At 64.9% G+C, this 14,271-nt stretch carries 13 protein-coding genes and 1 tRNA gene; 7 read left to right on the top strand and 7 right to left on the bottom strand.

The features are described 5' to 3' along the window. Positions 1 to 156: 156 nt before the first annotated feature. From DIE11_RS22295 to DIE11_RS22285, 3 genes are all read right to left on the bottom strand, one after another. Positions 157 to 573 carry a hypothetical protein gene (locus tag DIE11_RS22295; protein ID WP_124627064.1) on the bottom strand — a complete coding sequence of 139 codons (417 nt, stop codon included), beginning with the start codon at positions 571 to 573 and terminating at the stop codon, positions 157 to 159. Positions 574 to 1,183: 610 nt separating this feature from the next. Beyond that, positions 1,184 to 1,492 carry a hypothetical protein gene (locus DIE11_RS22290; RefSeq protein WP_124627062.1) on the bottom strand — a complete coding sequence of 103 codons (309 nt, stop codon included), beginning with the start codon at positions 1,490 to 1,492 and terminating at the stop codon, positions 1,184 to 1,186. Positions 1,493 to 2,014: 522 nt separating this feature from the next. Next, a tRNA-Lys gene (locus DIE11_RS22285) sits at positions 2,015 to 2,090 on the bottom strand. 191 nt (positions 2,091 to 2,281) lie between these two features. Here DIE11_RS22285 and DIE11_RS22280 point away from each other — a divergent pair. Both DIE11_RS22280 and DIE11_RS22275 read left to right on the top strand, forming a co-directional pair. Next, positions 2,282 to 2,686: a PaaI family thioesterase gene (locus DIE11_RS22280; protein ID WP_011886440.1), complete on the top strand. Its 405-nt coding sequence runs from the start codon at positions 2,282 to 2,284 to the stop codon at positions 2,684 to 2,686. An 8-nt stretch (positions 2,687 to 2,694) separates the two neighbouring features. Continuing rightward, positions 2,695 to 3,561: a patatin-like phospholipase family protein gene (locus DIE11_RS22275; protein ID WP_124627060.1), complete on the top strand. Its 867-nt coding sequence runs from the start codon at positions 2,695 to 2,697 to the stop codon at positions 3,559 to 3,561. A 58-nt stretch (positions 3,562 to 3,619) separates the two neighbouring features. On the opposite strand, the gene DIE11_RS22270 is transcribed toward DIE11_RS22275, so the two are convergent. Continuing rightward, positions 3,620 to 4,633, bottom strand: a complete 1,014-nt coding sequence (locus DIE11_RS22270) for a D-2-hydroxyacid dehydrogenase family protein (RefSeq protein WP_059678959.1) — start codon at positions 4,631 to 4,633, stop codon at positions 3,620 to 3,622. Between the two features lie 426 nt (positions 4,634 to 5,059). Between DIE11_RS22270 and DIE11_RS22265 the strand changes: the two genes are divergently transcribed. Beyond that, positions 5,060 to 6,109, top strand: a complete 1,050-nt coding sequence (locus DIE11_RS22265; RefSeq protein WP_059607525.1) for a LysR family transcriptional regulator — start codon at positions 5,060 to 5,062, stop codon at positions 6,107 to 6,109. Positions 6,110 to 6,250: 141 nt separating this feature from the next. Here DIE11_RS22265 and DIE11_RS22260 read toward each other — a convergent pair whose 3' ends face one another. The 3 genes from DIE11_RS22260 to dprA form a co-directional block, all read right to left on the bottom strand. Continuing rightward, entirely contained in the window at positions 6,251 to 8,848 is a 2,598-nt protein-coding gene (locus DIE11_RS22260; RefSeq protein WP_124627058.1) for a DNA topoisomerase III, read from the bottom strand. Between the two features lie 191 nt (positions 8,849 to 9,039). Then, entirely contained in the window at positions 9,040 to 9,420 is a 381-nt protein-coding gene (locus DIE11_RS22255) for a thioredoxin family protein (protein ID WP_124627056.1), read from the bottom strand. Positions 9,421 to 9,456: 36 nt separating this feature from the next. Further along, the gene (gene dprA / locus DIE11_RS22250) at positions 9,457 to 10,776 is read right to left on the bottom strand and encodes a DNA-processing protein DprA (RefSeq protein WP_185633801.1); all 1,320 of its coding nucleotides are present in this window, start codon (positions 10,774 to 10,776) and stop codon (positions 9,457 to 9,459) included. 184 nt (positions 10,777 to 10,960) lie between these two features. On the opposite strand from dprA, the gene def reads away from it, so the two are divergent. The 4 genes from def (at position 10,961) to htpX (ending at position 14,201) form a co-directional block, all read left to right on the top strand. After that, complete coding sequence (gene def, locus DIE11_RS22245) at positions 10,961 to 11,464, top strand: peptide deformylase (protein ID WP_059607517.1); 504 nt, start codon at positions 10,961 to 10,963, stop codon at positions 11,462 to 11,464. Positions 11,465 to 11,498: 34 nt separating this feature from the next. Further along, the gene (fmt, locus tag DIE11_RS22240) at positions 11,499 to 12,491 is read left to right on the top strand and encodes a methionyl-tRNA formyltransferase (RefSeq protein WP_124627054.1); all 993 of its coding nucleotides are present in this window, start codon (positions 11,499 to 11,501) and stop codon (positions 12,489 to 12,491) included. A gap of 110 nt (positions 12,492 to 12,601) precedes the next feature. Next, the gene (locus tag DIE11_RS22235) at positions 12,602 to 13,243 is read left to right on the top strand and encodes a LysE family translocator (protein ID WP_124627052.1); all 642 of its coding nucleotides are present in this window, start codon (positions 12,602 to 12,604) and stop codon (positions 13,241 to 13,243) included. Positions 13,244 to 13,343: 100 nt separating this feature from the next. Continuing rightward, positions 13,344 to 14,201: a zinc metalloprotease HtpX gene (gene htpX, locus DIE11_RS22230; protein ID WP_006485774.1), complete on the top strand. Its 858-nt coding sequence runs from the start codon at positions 13,344 to 13,346 to the stop codon at positions 14,199 to 14,201. Positions 14,202 to 14,271 lie beyond the last annotated feature (70 nt).

Raw genomic sequence — 14,271 nt, 5'->3', positions numbered from 1 at the left:
GGGGCACATGTCTCTCTTGGCAGCCGGTTGAAGGCGGAAAACCCTGACCTGAACTTTTCGGCCAGGGTTGCAGAAGAAGGGGCACCGTATTCTGTCGCCATGCTCGCGAGGGGCGTGGCTCATTTCAGCCTTCTTGTTTTGCGGAACGGGGTTGCATCAACTACAACTGATTCCCTTGCCGCTCACAAATGTCCGGCTGGTCGTTCCGGATAGCACGCCATCGGCATCGACCTGATTTGTCGTATCTGTCAGTGTAACGTCGGTGTAACTCACGCACGCCAGCGCGAGGGTTTGCCCAGATGGGCAAGAGAGCGTCGTGTTCGCCGGCGGCCCGACCGTGATGCTGGCTATGACCCGACCATTCTTGGGCTGTACGTTACTGAGAGATGCGCTGAGGGCCGATGGGCCCACCTTGTTGCTGGCCGCAGGATGGTTGCCGCCGCCATTGAAGCATGCATACACGGCGGTGGCCTGCGCGGTCAGCGTGTAATTTACGTTCTGGTTTCCGAGACCGGCTTCATCGAAGGCGACAACAAGCGCGCCACTGTCGGCAACACTCTCGGTCGCACTCATGAAGTGCGCCCCTGCCGTCGCGGCCAAAGCCGTGGCCGCGGCAACGGCAAGAGCCGTCGCTATTGTTATTCGTTTCATATGAGCCTCGCACACAGAAAGTGAAACATTAAAGTCACGCTTGCCCACACCACTTAAGCAAGCCTGGATTCAGCACTTCCATATTTCATAAGAAGGTTTTTCCATAGGCTCTCCTTGACGGTGAATCGTCGTCGATATGGCTTTTGTCATTAAATTTTTTAAGCCAAAACTCGCGCTTTAATCATCCGAATAATTGGTCTAGTTTTGTAATAATAATATCTTCAACTACTTATGATGATATGCCGAGCGGTAGTGGCGCAACAAGTTGGCCGAAAGTATTGTTGGATTATTTAAATTTCAAAAAATAACCATCGCGCGCTGCCGGCCTGAATTGAGCGGGTCGCAAACGGGTGTTGGGTCTTGCCTGATGAGGTGTCGACAAAAGTGGGTGTTGAATTGTCTTTAAGCGGGTGGCCTCCAATTGGTTTTGTTAGCTTTAAGAATAGGGCGCGTTACAGGAAGTTTCATTTTGATTTTTCGGCGCGGGTGGAGTTATTGCGGGCGGCGCTATCCCGACGCGCGAAAAATTTAATCATGATAATAATATGTATCGGAGAAGATTTAATGAAGCGCAGTTGAATGCGCCACCCCGGTGCAGCTGCTTGCCGCAGGCGGTCCACGTGGCGCCCCAAGGCCACCATTCCATGAGCTTCTCTTTGTCCAGGGAAAAGTCGCGTGGTAGCCACAGCATCGGGTGGTAGTGAAGTCGACCTCCGCGCTCGAGCAGCCAGGCGTAGGGCAGTGCATGGCCACGGCGCTTGAGTACCTGGCGCAACCGTGCAAGGAATTCACTGATGTGCTGGGCACAGAAGGATGCGTCGTTGCTGAAGGTGAGCGTCACGGCGACGGCGTGCAATCCGGACGTCTTGGCCAGGCGGCGCTGCTCCCTCACTACCCCCAGTAGCCTTTTGCGGGCCCTGGTTTTTCGCTTTTGTGTGGAGAGCGTCGCACTTGTTCCAATCTTTCTGACAAGTTCAGCGAAGCGAGTTGCGGATGTGGCGGTGGAGCAAGGGCGGCGGGTAGAAGTTGGCAGTGAGCACCAGTGGCGCAAGGCCCGAGAAACCAGTCCAGAACTGTACCTCTTGAGCGTTGGCTTCGAGTGATTGTCAGCATGGACCACGCTTGTGCCGAGGCGCGAAGCGTAGTTCAGTGGCTGAGCGTTCAATCAGGCAGTTTGATCTCTCCGTCCTCCCGCTTTGGACGCGCTGAGCACCTGTCGCAGGTGGCGCAAACTGGTGATGGGCCGCATCGCATGTTGGTGGACATCGATCGACGTGGATCCGAAATGCCTACATGGCGCCTACACGATGCCGGAAATGAAAAAGGACTTACCCGCGCATGCGAGGTAAGTCCTTGAAATTCCTGGTGGGGCGTGAGTGACTCGAACACTCGACCTACGGATTAAGAGTCCGCTGCTCTACCAACTGAGCTAACGCCCCCAACAGAAGAAAGATTATGCATGGGTATTTCGGACTTGGCAAGCGCTTTCTGCAAATTTCCTGAAAATACTTCGTCACGGCCCCGACGGCTCCTCGCGCGCTCACGAGCGATCGCAGTTGGCGCGCTCCCGGTATGATGACGTCCACACCCGTTGCGCGGCGGTCGCGCAACGTTTTCTGGACATTCGAAGATGGACGAAAACGCAGTCCGCGAATTGCTGGATCGCCTGCTGGCCCCGTGGGTCCGCTCGCTCGGTCTGGTCCCCGTATCGATCGGCGACGACAGCGTCACGATGCGCCTGCCGTTTTCCGGCGAATTCCGTCATTCGGGCGGCATCATCTGCGGGCAGGTGTTCACGGCCGCGGCTGACACCGCGATGGTGGTCGCGATCTCGGCCGCGCTCGGCGAATTCCGGCCGATGACCACCGTCTCGCTGAACACGAATTTCATGCGTCCGGTGCGCAAGGGCGACGTGCTCGTCACCGCGCGCGTGCTGCGGATGGGCCGCAACCTGGTGTTCGGCGAAGTCGAGCTGTTCGACGAGGACGGCAAGATGGCCGTTCACGCAACGTCGACCTACGCGCTCGTCAGTTGAGCGGCGCGATGTTCGACCAGATCGTTTTCGCGGGCGGCGGCAATCGCTGCTGGTGGCAGGCCGGCTTCTGGGACGTTGCCCAGCCGGCGCTCGGCTTGCGCCCACGCGTGATCGCCGGCATCTCGGCCGGCGCGGCGACCGCCTGCATGCTGTATACGCGCGATGCCGCGTGGGTGATGCGCTATTACGAGGAGGCGCTGCGCCACAACCGCAAGAACGCGTACTGGGGCAACCTGTTCGGGCGCGAGCCGGTGTTTCCGCATTACCGGATCTACCGTCAGGCATTGCTCGACATCTACGGCGAGCCGTTCGCGAAGCTCGCCGCGGCGCCGGAGATCCGCATCGGCGTGTCGCACGTGCCGCGCTGGCTCGGCGCGCGCAGTGCGGTCGCCGCCGGCCTCGTCGCGTACAACATCGAGAAATACGTGCGCAAGACGCTGCACCCGACGCTCGGGCGCACGCTCGGCTTCCGGCCCGAATTCGTGCGCGCGCAGGCATGCGCAAGCGTCGACGAACTCGCCGACCTGATCCTGCAGTCGTCGTGCACGCCGCCGTTCACGCCGGTGCTGCGCCGCGGCGGGCGGCCCGTGCTGGACGGGGGGATGGTCGACAACGTGCCGGTCGACGCGCTCGACGCATCGCCGGGCGACGTGCTGGTGCTCGTCACGCGGCTGTATCCGCGCCCGCAGATGTTCACGGTCGCGCACGGCGACCAGAGGCGGCTCTATGTACAGCCGTCGAGCAAGGTGCCGATTTCGAGCTGGGATTACACGAGCCCGTCGCAGATGCGGCATGCGTACGACCTCGGACGGCGCGACGGCGAGCATTTCCTCACGCGCGTCGACGCGATGACGGGCGGCCGCGTGGCCGCCTGAAGGCGGGAACGGAGAAACGGGCCGCGCGGCGAGCGCGGCCCGCGCCGGTCAACGCCGGTCAGCGCACGCGGCGCGGCGTCAGTGCTTCCGGGTTGACGACGCTCGACATGTCGCCCTGGTCGAACGCGAGGATGTTGCGGAACGCCGCGCTGAAGTAGAGTTCGTAGCTTTCGCGCTCGACGTAGCCGATGTGCGGCGTGCAGATCACGTTTTCCATCCGCAGCAGGCTGTAGCCCTGCAGGATCGGCTCGCTCTCGAACACGTCGATCGCGACCATCCCCGGACGGTTGTGCGACAGCGCGTTGACGAGCGCGTTTTCCTCGAGCAGTTCCGCGCGGCTCGTGTTGACGAGCAGCGACGTCGGCTTCATCCGCATCAGGTCTTCCTGCTTGACGATCCCGCGCGTGTCGTCGTGCATGCGCAGGTGCAGCGACAGCACGTCGCTCTGCTCGAACAGCGCTTCGCGGCTCTCGGCGGCCGTGTAGCCGTCGGCGCGCGCGGCCTCGAGCGAATGCTCGCGGCCCCAGATCAGCACGTTCATCCCGAACGCCTTGCCGTAGCCGGCGACCAGCCGGCCGATCTTGCCGTAGCCCCAGATGCCGAGCGTCTGGCCGCGCAGCACCTGGCCGAGACCGAAGTTCGGCGGCAGCGCCGACGTCTTCAGGCCCGACTGCTGCCAGGCACCCTGTTTCAGGTTCGCGACGTATTGCGGAATGCGTCGCTGGGCGGCCATCACGAGCGCCCAGGTCAGTTCGGCTGGCGCGACCGGCGAACCCGTGCCTTCGAGCACCGCGATGCCGCGGTCGGTACATGCTTCGAGGTCGATGTGGCTCGAGATACGGCCGGTCTGGCTGATCATGCGCAGGTTCGGCAGCTTGGCGAGCAATTGCGACGAAATCGGCGTGCGCTCGCGAATCAGCACGAGCGCCTCGACTTCCGCGAGGCGGCTCGCGAGTTGCCCCAGGCCGCGAACCGTGTTGTTGAAGACCTTCACGTCGTGCTCGGCAAGCATCTCGAAGCAGTTCAGCTTGCGGACGGCGTCCTGGTAGTCGTCAAGGATGGCAATTTTCATGATCAGCGGGAGTCGCGCGTTGAAAGCGGCAGTGGCGGCGGCGCACGTCGCGCACCCGTCCCGCCCGGCCGGGGCCGACATGATGCTACGTCGGCGGACGTCTTGGTGTCTTTTTAACAGGTTGTTACGCTCCGCCGCAATCGGCTCTGGCCTGACCCGGCGTCGCTCCCGTCGGGTGCGACGGGGTGCGATGTTGTGTCGCATCAGACACGTCCTTCCTGATTCGGCCACTTACCGGATGAGGTTCACCCAATTGTTGCTTCAATCAGAATAATTGGATCATCCATTCGCGATGGGTGAGGATTTTTGACTATTTTTATCGTCAACGCGGGCCTTGTTGAGCAACTCTGCATCATTTCCGCTGTCGTAGGAGAATTACGCATATGCTTCAACTTTTTGAAGTTGTAACAGCGGCAGGAGTCGTTTATGGATCATTTGCAGTCGATGCGCGTGTTCGTCAAGGTTGCGGATCTCGGCAGTTTCGCGCGGGCCGCGAGTGCAATGGATATCTCCAACGCGGTCGCGACGCGTCACGTCGCCGATCTGGAAGGCCGGCTCGGCACGCGCCTGCTGAACCGCACCACGCGCAGCCTTTCGCTGACGGAGTCGGGCCAGGTCTACCTGGAGCGGGCGCGCCAGATTCTCGATGAGCTCGAGGATGTCGAACAGATGGTCGTCGCGCGCAATCACGAGCCGGTCGGCACGTTGCGCATCGTCGCGCCGGTCGTGTTCGGCCTGCACAACCTTGCCCCCGTCCTGCAGTCGTACACCGAGAAATTCCCGAAGGTGGTGCCGGATCTGACGCTGGTCGACCGCCAGGTCGATCTCGTCGAGGAAGGTTTCGACGTCGGGATCGTCGTCACGCGTCAGATGCGCAGCGCGAGCATCGTCACGCGGCGGCTGACCACGGGCTGCATGACCGTGTGCGCGACGCCGAGCTACCTGGAAAAGCACGGCGTGCCGACCCACCCGGAACACCTCGCCGAGCACCCGGCGCTGAGCTTGCCGACCGAATACTGGGGCGACGAGCGCGTGTTCACGGGGCCGGACGGCGAAGTGCGCGTGCGCCCGACCAACGTGATCGTCGCAAACAACACTGCGATGCTGCGCCAGTTCGCGCTGCTTGGGATGGGTGTCGCGATCCTGCCGAGCTACCTGATCGGCAGCGACATCGCGCGCGGTGCGCTGGTGCGGCTGCTGCCGGATTTCCGGCTGCCGCAGGTCGAGATCAACATCGCCTATCCGAGCCGGCGCCATCTGCCTGCGAAGGTGCGGACGTTCATCGACCACCTCGTCGAGTATTTCAGCCACTCGACCGACGCGACGATGGGCGAACAGTGGGCCGCACAGGGTGCTGCGCCTGCGCCGATCGGCGTCGAGATGCGTGCCGAGCCACCCGAATCGACCGACCCGAACCTGCAGCCGCGCCTCGCGCGTTCGCCGCGCGCGCGGGTCGCGGTGCCGTCGCCGCTGTAACGTCGCGGCGGCCGCGCACAGAGACGGCCGGCATCAAGAAAAAACGCGGATCGAGCGATCGATCCGCGTTTTTTTATTGCCGCTTTCATTGTCGTTCGACCGGCGCGCGACGCGCCGGGGGAACCCCCGGCAACCCGAGCATTACGAGCCCGTCTTGCGCGCCGTCGTCTTGCGGGCGGCGGTCTTGCGAGCCGGTGACGGTTTCTCTTCGGCGCCTTCCGTCACGGTTTCGGCGTCCTTCGTCGCCGATTTTGCCGTCTTCTTCGCGGCGGCAGCCTTCGGCTCCTTCTTCTCGAACTCGAAACCGATCTTGCCGTCCGGCTGCTTCACGAGGAAGGCCTTGAAGTTGCGGCCCGTGCGCGACGACTTGAAGTTCGGCAGCAGATCCGTGCGGCCGTCGGCCAGCAGCTTCGCCATCTGCTCGCGCGTGATTTCCTGCTGCAGGATCACCTTGCCCGAACGGAAGTCGCAGGTCTTCGGATTCGCGACCGAGTGCTCGCACACATAGCTCATCCCGTGCTCGAACACGCGGCCCTTGCACTTCGGGCACGCGCCGACCGGTTCCTGCGCGGAGAAGTCGGGCGCCTCGCCTTCCTCGCCGCCCTGGTCCTGGCCAAAGTCGAACTCGAGCTTGTAGTTCTTCGTCTCGTCGTCGAACGAGAGCTTCAGGATCGCCGAGAACGGGCGGCCCATCTTGCTGCGGAAGCCGGACAGCGGACCGATGGTCTTCTGCTGCAGCAATTCCTCGACTTCCGCGATCTCGAACTGTCGGCTACCCGGAATCTTCGAGATCGAGAACTCGCACTTCGTGCATGCGAAGCGGCGGTAGTTTTCCTTCACCTGGCCGCCGCAGTTCGGGCAGGGTGTCTCGAGCGTCGCGTAATCGCCCGGGATCGTGTCGGAATCGTATTCCTTCGCGCGCTTGACGATCTGCTGCGTCATGCGGGCGATTTCCTGCATGAACGCGTCACGCCCGAGGTTGCCGCGCTCCATCTGCGACAGCTTGTATTCCCATTCGCCGGTGAGCTCGGGCGCGGTCAGTTCCTTCACGCCGAGCCCGCGCAGCAGCGTCATCAACTGGAATGCCTTCGCGGTCGGGATCAGTTCGCGGCCTTCGCGCACGAGATATTTCTCGCCGAGCAGGCCTTCGATGATCGCCGCGCGCGTCGCCGGCGTGCCGAGGCCCTTCGCGGCCATCGCTTCGCGCAGCTCGTCGTCCTCGACGAGCTTGCCCGCGCCTTCCATCGCCGACAGCAGCGTCGCTTCCGAGTAGCGTGCGGGCGGCTTCGTCACGAGCGCGACGGCGGCGATCTCGTCCGTCTTCACCTTCTCGTCCTTCTGCACCGGCACGAGGTTCGCGTCCGCGCCTTCGGCGTCGCGGCCGTACACCTGCAGCCAGCCCGGCTCGACGAGCACCTTGCCTTCGGTCTTGAAGTGATGACCGGCGACTTCGGTGATCCGCGTCGTGACGCGGAATTCGGCCGCCGGGAAGAACACCGCGAGGAAGCGCTTCACGACCATGTCGTACAGCTTCTGCTCCGGCTCGGACAGCGACTTCGGCGCCTGCAGCGTCGGGATGATTGCAAAGTGGTCGCTGATCTTCGAGTTGTCGAAGATCCGCTTGTTCGGCTTCACCCAGCCCTTGTCGAGCACCTGCTTCGCGTGCGGCAGGTAGTTGTGGCTCTCCTTGAGCATCTCGAGCGTGGACTGCACCGTCGAGATGTAGTCTTCCGGCAGCGCGCGCGCGTCGGTACGCGGGTACGTCAGCACCTTGTGCTTTTCATACAGCGCCTGCGCGAGACCGAGCGTGTTCTTCGCGGAGAAGCCGAAGCGGCTGTTCGCCTCGCGCTGCAGGCTCGTCAGGTCGAACAGCAGCGGCGACAGTTGCGTCGACGGCTTCGATTCCTCGGACACCGTGCCGACATGGTCGCGGCACGCGGCGACGATCGTTTCGGCGGCCGGCAGGCTCCACAGGCGGGAGTCGCGCCTTTCCGGATCGAATTCGTCGCGCTTGAATTTCGGGTCGAACCACTTGCCTTCGTAGAAGCCGCCCGCGCACGCGAACTCGGCCTTCACTTCCCAGTAGTCGCGCGGGACGAAACGGCGAATTTTCTCTTCACGTTCGACGACAATCGACAACGTTGGCGTCTGAACGCGGCCGACGGTCGTCAAGAAGAAGCCGCCGCCCTTGCTGTTGAACGCGGTCATCGCCCGCGTGCCGTTGATCCCGACGAGCCAGTCGGCTTCCGAGCGGCAGCGTGCGGCGTCGGCGAGCGGCTGCATGTCCGTGTCGCTGCGCAGATGCGCGAAACCGTCGCGGATCGCCTGCGGCGTCATCGACTGCAGCCAAAGGCGCTGGACCGGCTGCTTCGCCTTCGCGTGCTGCACGATCAGGCGGAAAATCAGCTCGCCCTCGCGCCCCGCGTCACACGCGTTGATCAGGCGGTCGACGTCCTTGCGCTTCATGAGCTTGGTCAGGACTTTCAGGCGCGACTCGCTTTTTGCGATCGGGTTCAGGTCGAAATGCGGGGGGATGACGGGCAGATGAGCGAAGCTCCATTTCCCCCGCTTGACCTCGTACTCTTCCGGGGCGGCGATTTCCAGCAGGTGGCCGACCGCGGACGAGAGGACGAATTCGTCGCTCTCGAAGTACTCGTCATGCTTTGTAAAGCCGCCCAAAGCGCGCGCGATGTCGTTCGCGACAGAAGGCTTTTCCGCAATGATCAGTGCTTTGGACATGACAGATGTGTGTTGGTAGACCGGGTTCGCCGGCGTGGGTCCCTTTTACGACGGCTTTATAGCACACGCCGTGGCGACGGCGGCGCGGCGTGCAAAAAGCGGCTCATCATAGTGGGGGGCCGCAATGGCGGCAAGCGCCCGGCGTGGCGGCACGCGCGACGGCGCGAAAAGCTGCCGGGCTGGCGTGCGGCTTACGCCTCGACATTCAGGATATTGCGCAATTTCGGTGCGTGCGGCGCGCCGGGCACGGCGCTCAGGTCGGACAGCATCCGTTCGACGATCGCCGCGTGCGGCAGCACCGTGCCGAAGAAGCGCGCGGTGTTCGCGTCCTCGATCAGGATCGTCGGGAAATTCTCGACGTCGAGATCGTCGAGCCGGTCGGCATGGGTTTCGACGTCGATCCACGCGAAGCAGGCCTCGGGATGGGCGTCGGCGAGCTGGTCGAAGGCGGTTCGGTACTCGCGGCAGGTGCCGCACCATTCGGCGCACAGGCAGGCGACCAGCAGCGTGTCGGGATCGGCGAGGCGCTCGGCGATCCGATCGGCATCGGTGTCGAGATTCAGCGCGGGCATGGAATTCCTTGAGTAGCGTCGGCGGCACGGCCGCCTCTATGCGGGGGACTGTAGCACGCCGGACGCGGGCGGGGTGGGCGTTGCGTCAAGCCGCGCGAAGCGTCCGCCGGGCATGCTCGCAACGCGGCCGGCCAGTTCGAGCCCGAGTAGCGAGCGGTGCAGCGCGTCGTCGGGCAAGCCGGTGTGCTCGGCGAGCCACTCGTAAGTAACGGGGCCGTATCCCAGTGCGGCGAGCACGGATCGTTCGGCCGGGTTGTCGGTTGGCGTGCCGTCGATCTCGGCGGGCGCAGCGGCCGGAATGGCGGAACCCGCTTTCCCGATGTGCTCGCCCGCGCACTGCCCGGCGGTGTCGGTCGTTCCTCCGTTATCGGGGCGCGAACGCGAATTCGCCGCGCGGCCGGCGTGAGCAGCCGGTTCGCCCAACCCGTATTCCTCAAGCACGTCGAGCGGCGTCGCGGTGAGCTTCGCGCCGTCGCGGATCAGCGCGTGGCAGCCCTGCGCGAGCGGTGCGTGGATCGAGCCCGGCATCGCGAACACGTCGCGGCCCAGCTCGTTCGCGAGCCGCGCGGTGATCAGCGAGCCGGAGCGCGGCGCGGCTTCGACGACGAGCGCGCCGAGCGCGAGCGCAGCGATCAGCCGGTTGCGCTGCGGGAAATGTGACGCCCGCGCGGGGGTGCCGAGCGGCCATTCGGAAACGATCGCGCCACGTGCGGCAATCTCGTGCGCCAGGGTGCGGTGCCGAGCCGGATAGACGAGATCGGCACCCGTCGCGATCACCGCGACCGTGCCGGCGCGGCCGTCGAGCCCGCCGCGATGTGCGGCGCCGTCGATGCCGAGCGCGAGACCGGAGACGATCACGAGGCCCGCATCGGACAGCGCATGCGAGAAGCGCGTGGCGTCTGCGAGCCCCTGCGGCGTTGCATGGCGGCTGCCGACCACGGCGAGCCCGCGTCCGTGCAGCAAGTCGAGCCTGCCCTTTACATATAGCAGCGGTGGCGGATCATGCAGGTCGCGCAGCCGCGGCGGATAGACGGGATCGTTGAGCGTGACGATCGCGTTGCCCGGTGTATCGAGCCATGCCAGTGTGGCGTCGGTGCGCGCATCGAGGTCGTTCCGCTCGCTGGTGCGCACTGCCCGCGCGGTGGCAGCGCTGCTCGCCGCACCGATGGCCTGGTCGGACGCGCGCAGCAGCGCCGTCGGCGAGCCGAATGCATCGAGCAGCGCGCGCAGCACGGCGGGCGAGAGTCCCGGCGCATGTGAGAGCTGCAGCCACGCACGCAACGCGGAGGTCGTCAGCGCTTGCGGCGACATGAGGTTCCCCTCGAATGCGGCGGCCAGCGAACCGCGTGGCGCCATGATAAAATTTTCATCATCCGAAATACTCGACAGGGCCGCGCGCGCGAGCGTCCGGCCAATTGCAGGAGGCAGACCCGCGGCGTTGACATGCCGCGCGTCCGCCTCATCTTCATTGCATCCCGGCGGCGGCGCCAGCCGGCCGGATGGCCGATGCGGCGCGCCGCTCCACCGAATACCGAACACCATGGCTTTGCTGAACATTCTTCATTACCCCGACAAGCGGCTGCACAAGGTCGCCAAGCCCGTCGACAAGGTCGACGACCGGATCCGCAAGCTCGTCGCCGACATGGCCGAAACCATGTACGCCGCGCCGGGCATCGGCCTGGCGGCGACGCAGGTCGACGTGCACGAGCGCGTGATCGTGATCGACGTCTCCGAGGAGAAGAACGAGCTGCGCGCGTTCATCAATCCCGAGATCATCTGGTCGAGCGACGTGAAACAGATCTACGAGGAGGGCTGCCTGTCGGTACCCGGGATCTACGACGAAGTCGAGCGTCCCGACCACGTGCGTGTGCGTGCGCTCAACGAGCAGGGCGAGACCTTCGAGCTCGACTGCGAGGGCCTTCTCGCCGTGTGCGTGCAGCACGAGATGGATCACCTGATGGGTCGCGTGTTCGTCGAATACCTGTCGCCGCTGAAGCAGACCCGTATCAAGACGAAGATGAAGAAACTCGAACGCGCGATGTGACGCGCGTTTGCCCAGACCGATCCCGAACGCTTTCATGACCCATACGTTGCGCGTGATTTTTGCCGGCACGCCGGAATTCGCCGCGGCCGCACTCGCCGCGATCCACGAGGCCGGTTTTCCGGTGCCGCTCGTGCTCACCCAGCCCGACCGTCCCGCCGGGCGCGGGATGAAACTGCAGGCGAGCGCCGTGAAGCGCTATGCCGTCGAGCACGGAATGTCCGTCGCGCAGCCGACGTCGCTGCGCCGCGCGGGCAAGTACCCGACGGAGGCGGCCGACGCGATCGAGCTGCTGCGCACGACACCGCACGACGTGATGGTGGTCGCCGCATACGGCCTGCTGCTGCCGCAGGAAGTGCTCGACATTCCGCGCGCCGGCTGCATCAACATCCACGCGTCACTGCTGCCGCGCTGGCGCGGCGCCGCGCCGATCCATCGCGCGATCGAGGCCGGTGACGCCGAGACGGGCGTCACGCTGATGCAGATGGACGCCGGCCTCGACACCGGCGCGATGATCGACGAAGCGCGCGTCGCGATCGCGGCCGACGATACGACCGCGACGCTTCACGACCGGCTGGCCGCCGACGGCGCGCGCCTGATCGTCGACGCCCTGGTGCGGCTCGAGCGCGACGGCGCGCTGCCCGCCACCCCGCAACCGGCCGACGGTGTGACTTACGCGGAGAAGATCGGCAAGCACGAAGCGGCGCTCGACTGGCGCAAGCCGGCCGACGTGCTCGCGCGCCAGGTGCGCGCGTTCGACCCGTTCCCGGGCGGCGTCGCGATGCTCGACGGCGCGGCAATCAAGCTATGGGCGGCCGAGCCCGTGGCGGCGCGCGGCGCGATTGTCGACGCGGCGCCCGGCACGATCGTCGAGGCTTCGCCGGAAGGCGTGGTCGTCGCATGCGGCGGCGGCGCGCTGCGCGTCACGCAACTGCAGAAGCCGGGCGGCAAGCGGCTGCCCGCGCGCGAATTCCTGGCCGGCTCGCCGCTCGCCGCGGGCCAGCGCTTCGCGTTGCCCGACGGGCTGTGAGCGTCATTCGACCCGACATGCCGGTCGTGCGCAATTGGCCGGATGGCCGAGTCGCACGGCGCAGCAGGCGCGCGTAGAATTTCCCTGCGCTTTCCGATTTCGAGGTTTTCATGCTTGGCATCACCCATTTCGGCTTCTTCGTGCTCGCGGTTTTCCTGCTGAACGTCACGCCTGGCCCCGATACGGCGTACATCGTCGGCCGCAGCGTCGCGCAGGGCCGTGGCGCGGGGCTGATGTCCGCGCTCGGCATCTCCGCCGGCTGCTGCGTGCACGCGCTTGCGTGCGCGTTCGGCCTGACCGCGCTGCTCGCGGCGTCGGCCGCCGCGTTCATGGTGATCAAGCTGGTCGGTGCCGCTTACCTGATCTACCTCGGCGCGCGCATGATCCTCGCGAAGCAGGCCGCCGCGCCGGCAGGCGCCGAGGCGGCGCGGGCCACGGCCGCGAAGCCGCTGCGCCAGCTGTTCATGCAGGGTTTCTGGACCAACGTGCTGAACCCGAAGGTCGTGCTGTTCTTCGTGTCGTTCTTCCCGCAGTTCGTGTCGGCCGACAGCCCGCACAAGGCGCTGGCGTTCCTGGCTCTCGGTTCGGTGTTCCTCGTGATGAGCACGATCTGGAGCTGCATCGTCGCGTGGGTCGCGGGCAGCGTCACGCAGCGCTTTTCCGGCAAGCCGGGCGTCAGGAAGTGGCTTGACCGCACGGTGGGCAGCGCCTTCGTCGGCCTCGGGCTGCGGCTCGCGGCGACGCAACGCTGAGATTGAATTTTTCCGGCAAGACCTTATCTAACAAATCGCTTACAATTTTCCGCCGTGCATCGTAATGTGCGGCGGGTCCCCTGACGGATAAGGAGTGGGTATGTTCAATTGGGTCAAAACGGCGATGCTGATGGCCGCGATCACGGCCCTGTTCATCGTGATCGGCGGCATGATCGGCGGCTCGCGCGGCATGACGATCGCGCTGCTGTTCGCGCTCGGCATGAATTTCTTCTCGTACTGGTTCTCCGACAAGATGGTGCTGCGCATGTACAACGCGCAGGAGGTCGACGAGAACACGGCGCCGCAGTTCTACCGGATGGTGCGCGAGCTCGCCACGCGTGCGAACCTGCCGATGCCGCGCGTCTACCTGATCAATGAGGACGCGCCGAACGCGTTCGCCACGGGCCGCAACCCCGAGCACGCGGCGGTCGCCGCGACGACGGGCATCCTGCGTGTGCTGTCCGAGCGCGAGATGCGCGGCGTGATGGCGCATGAGCTCGCGCACGTGAAGCATCGCGACATCCTGATTTCGACGATCACCGCGACGATGGCAGGCGCGATTTCGGCGCTGGCCAACTTCGCGATGTTCTTCGGCGGTCGCGACGAAAACGGCCGTCCGGCCAACCCGATCGCGGGGATCGCAGTCGCGTTGCTCGCACCGATCGCCGGTGCGCTGATCCAGATGGCGATCTCGCGAGCGCGCGAGTTCGAGGCCGACCGCGGCGGCGCGCAGATCTCGGGAGATCCGCAGTCGCTCGCCACCGCGCTCGACAAGATCCATCGCTATGCGGCCGGCATCCCGTTCCAGGCGGCCGAAGCGCATCCGGCCACCGCGCAGATGATGATCATGAACCCGCTTCACGGCGGCGGTCTGCAGAATCTGTTCTCCACGCACCCGGCGACCGAGGAGCGCATCGCGCGCCTGATGGAGATGGCGCGCACCGGCCGCTTCGACTAAGTCGCGTCGCGCTCGACACATCACCCCGCATGCCCCGCGCTGCGGGGTGTTTCATTTGTGCGCCCCGTAA

The sequence above is a fragment of the Burkholderia sp. Bp9012 genome, from assembly GCF_003853825.1.
GTDB classification, from domain to species: Bacteria; Pseudomonadota; Gammaproteobacteria; order Burkholderiales; family Burkholderiaceae; genus Burkholderia; species Burkholderia diffusa.
Note: the sequence above shows the minus strand (reverse complement) of the source record. Positions and strands in the feature narration are given on the sequence as shown.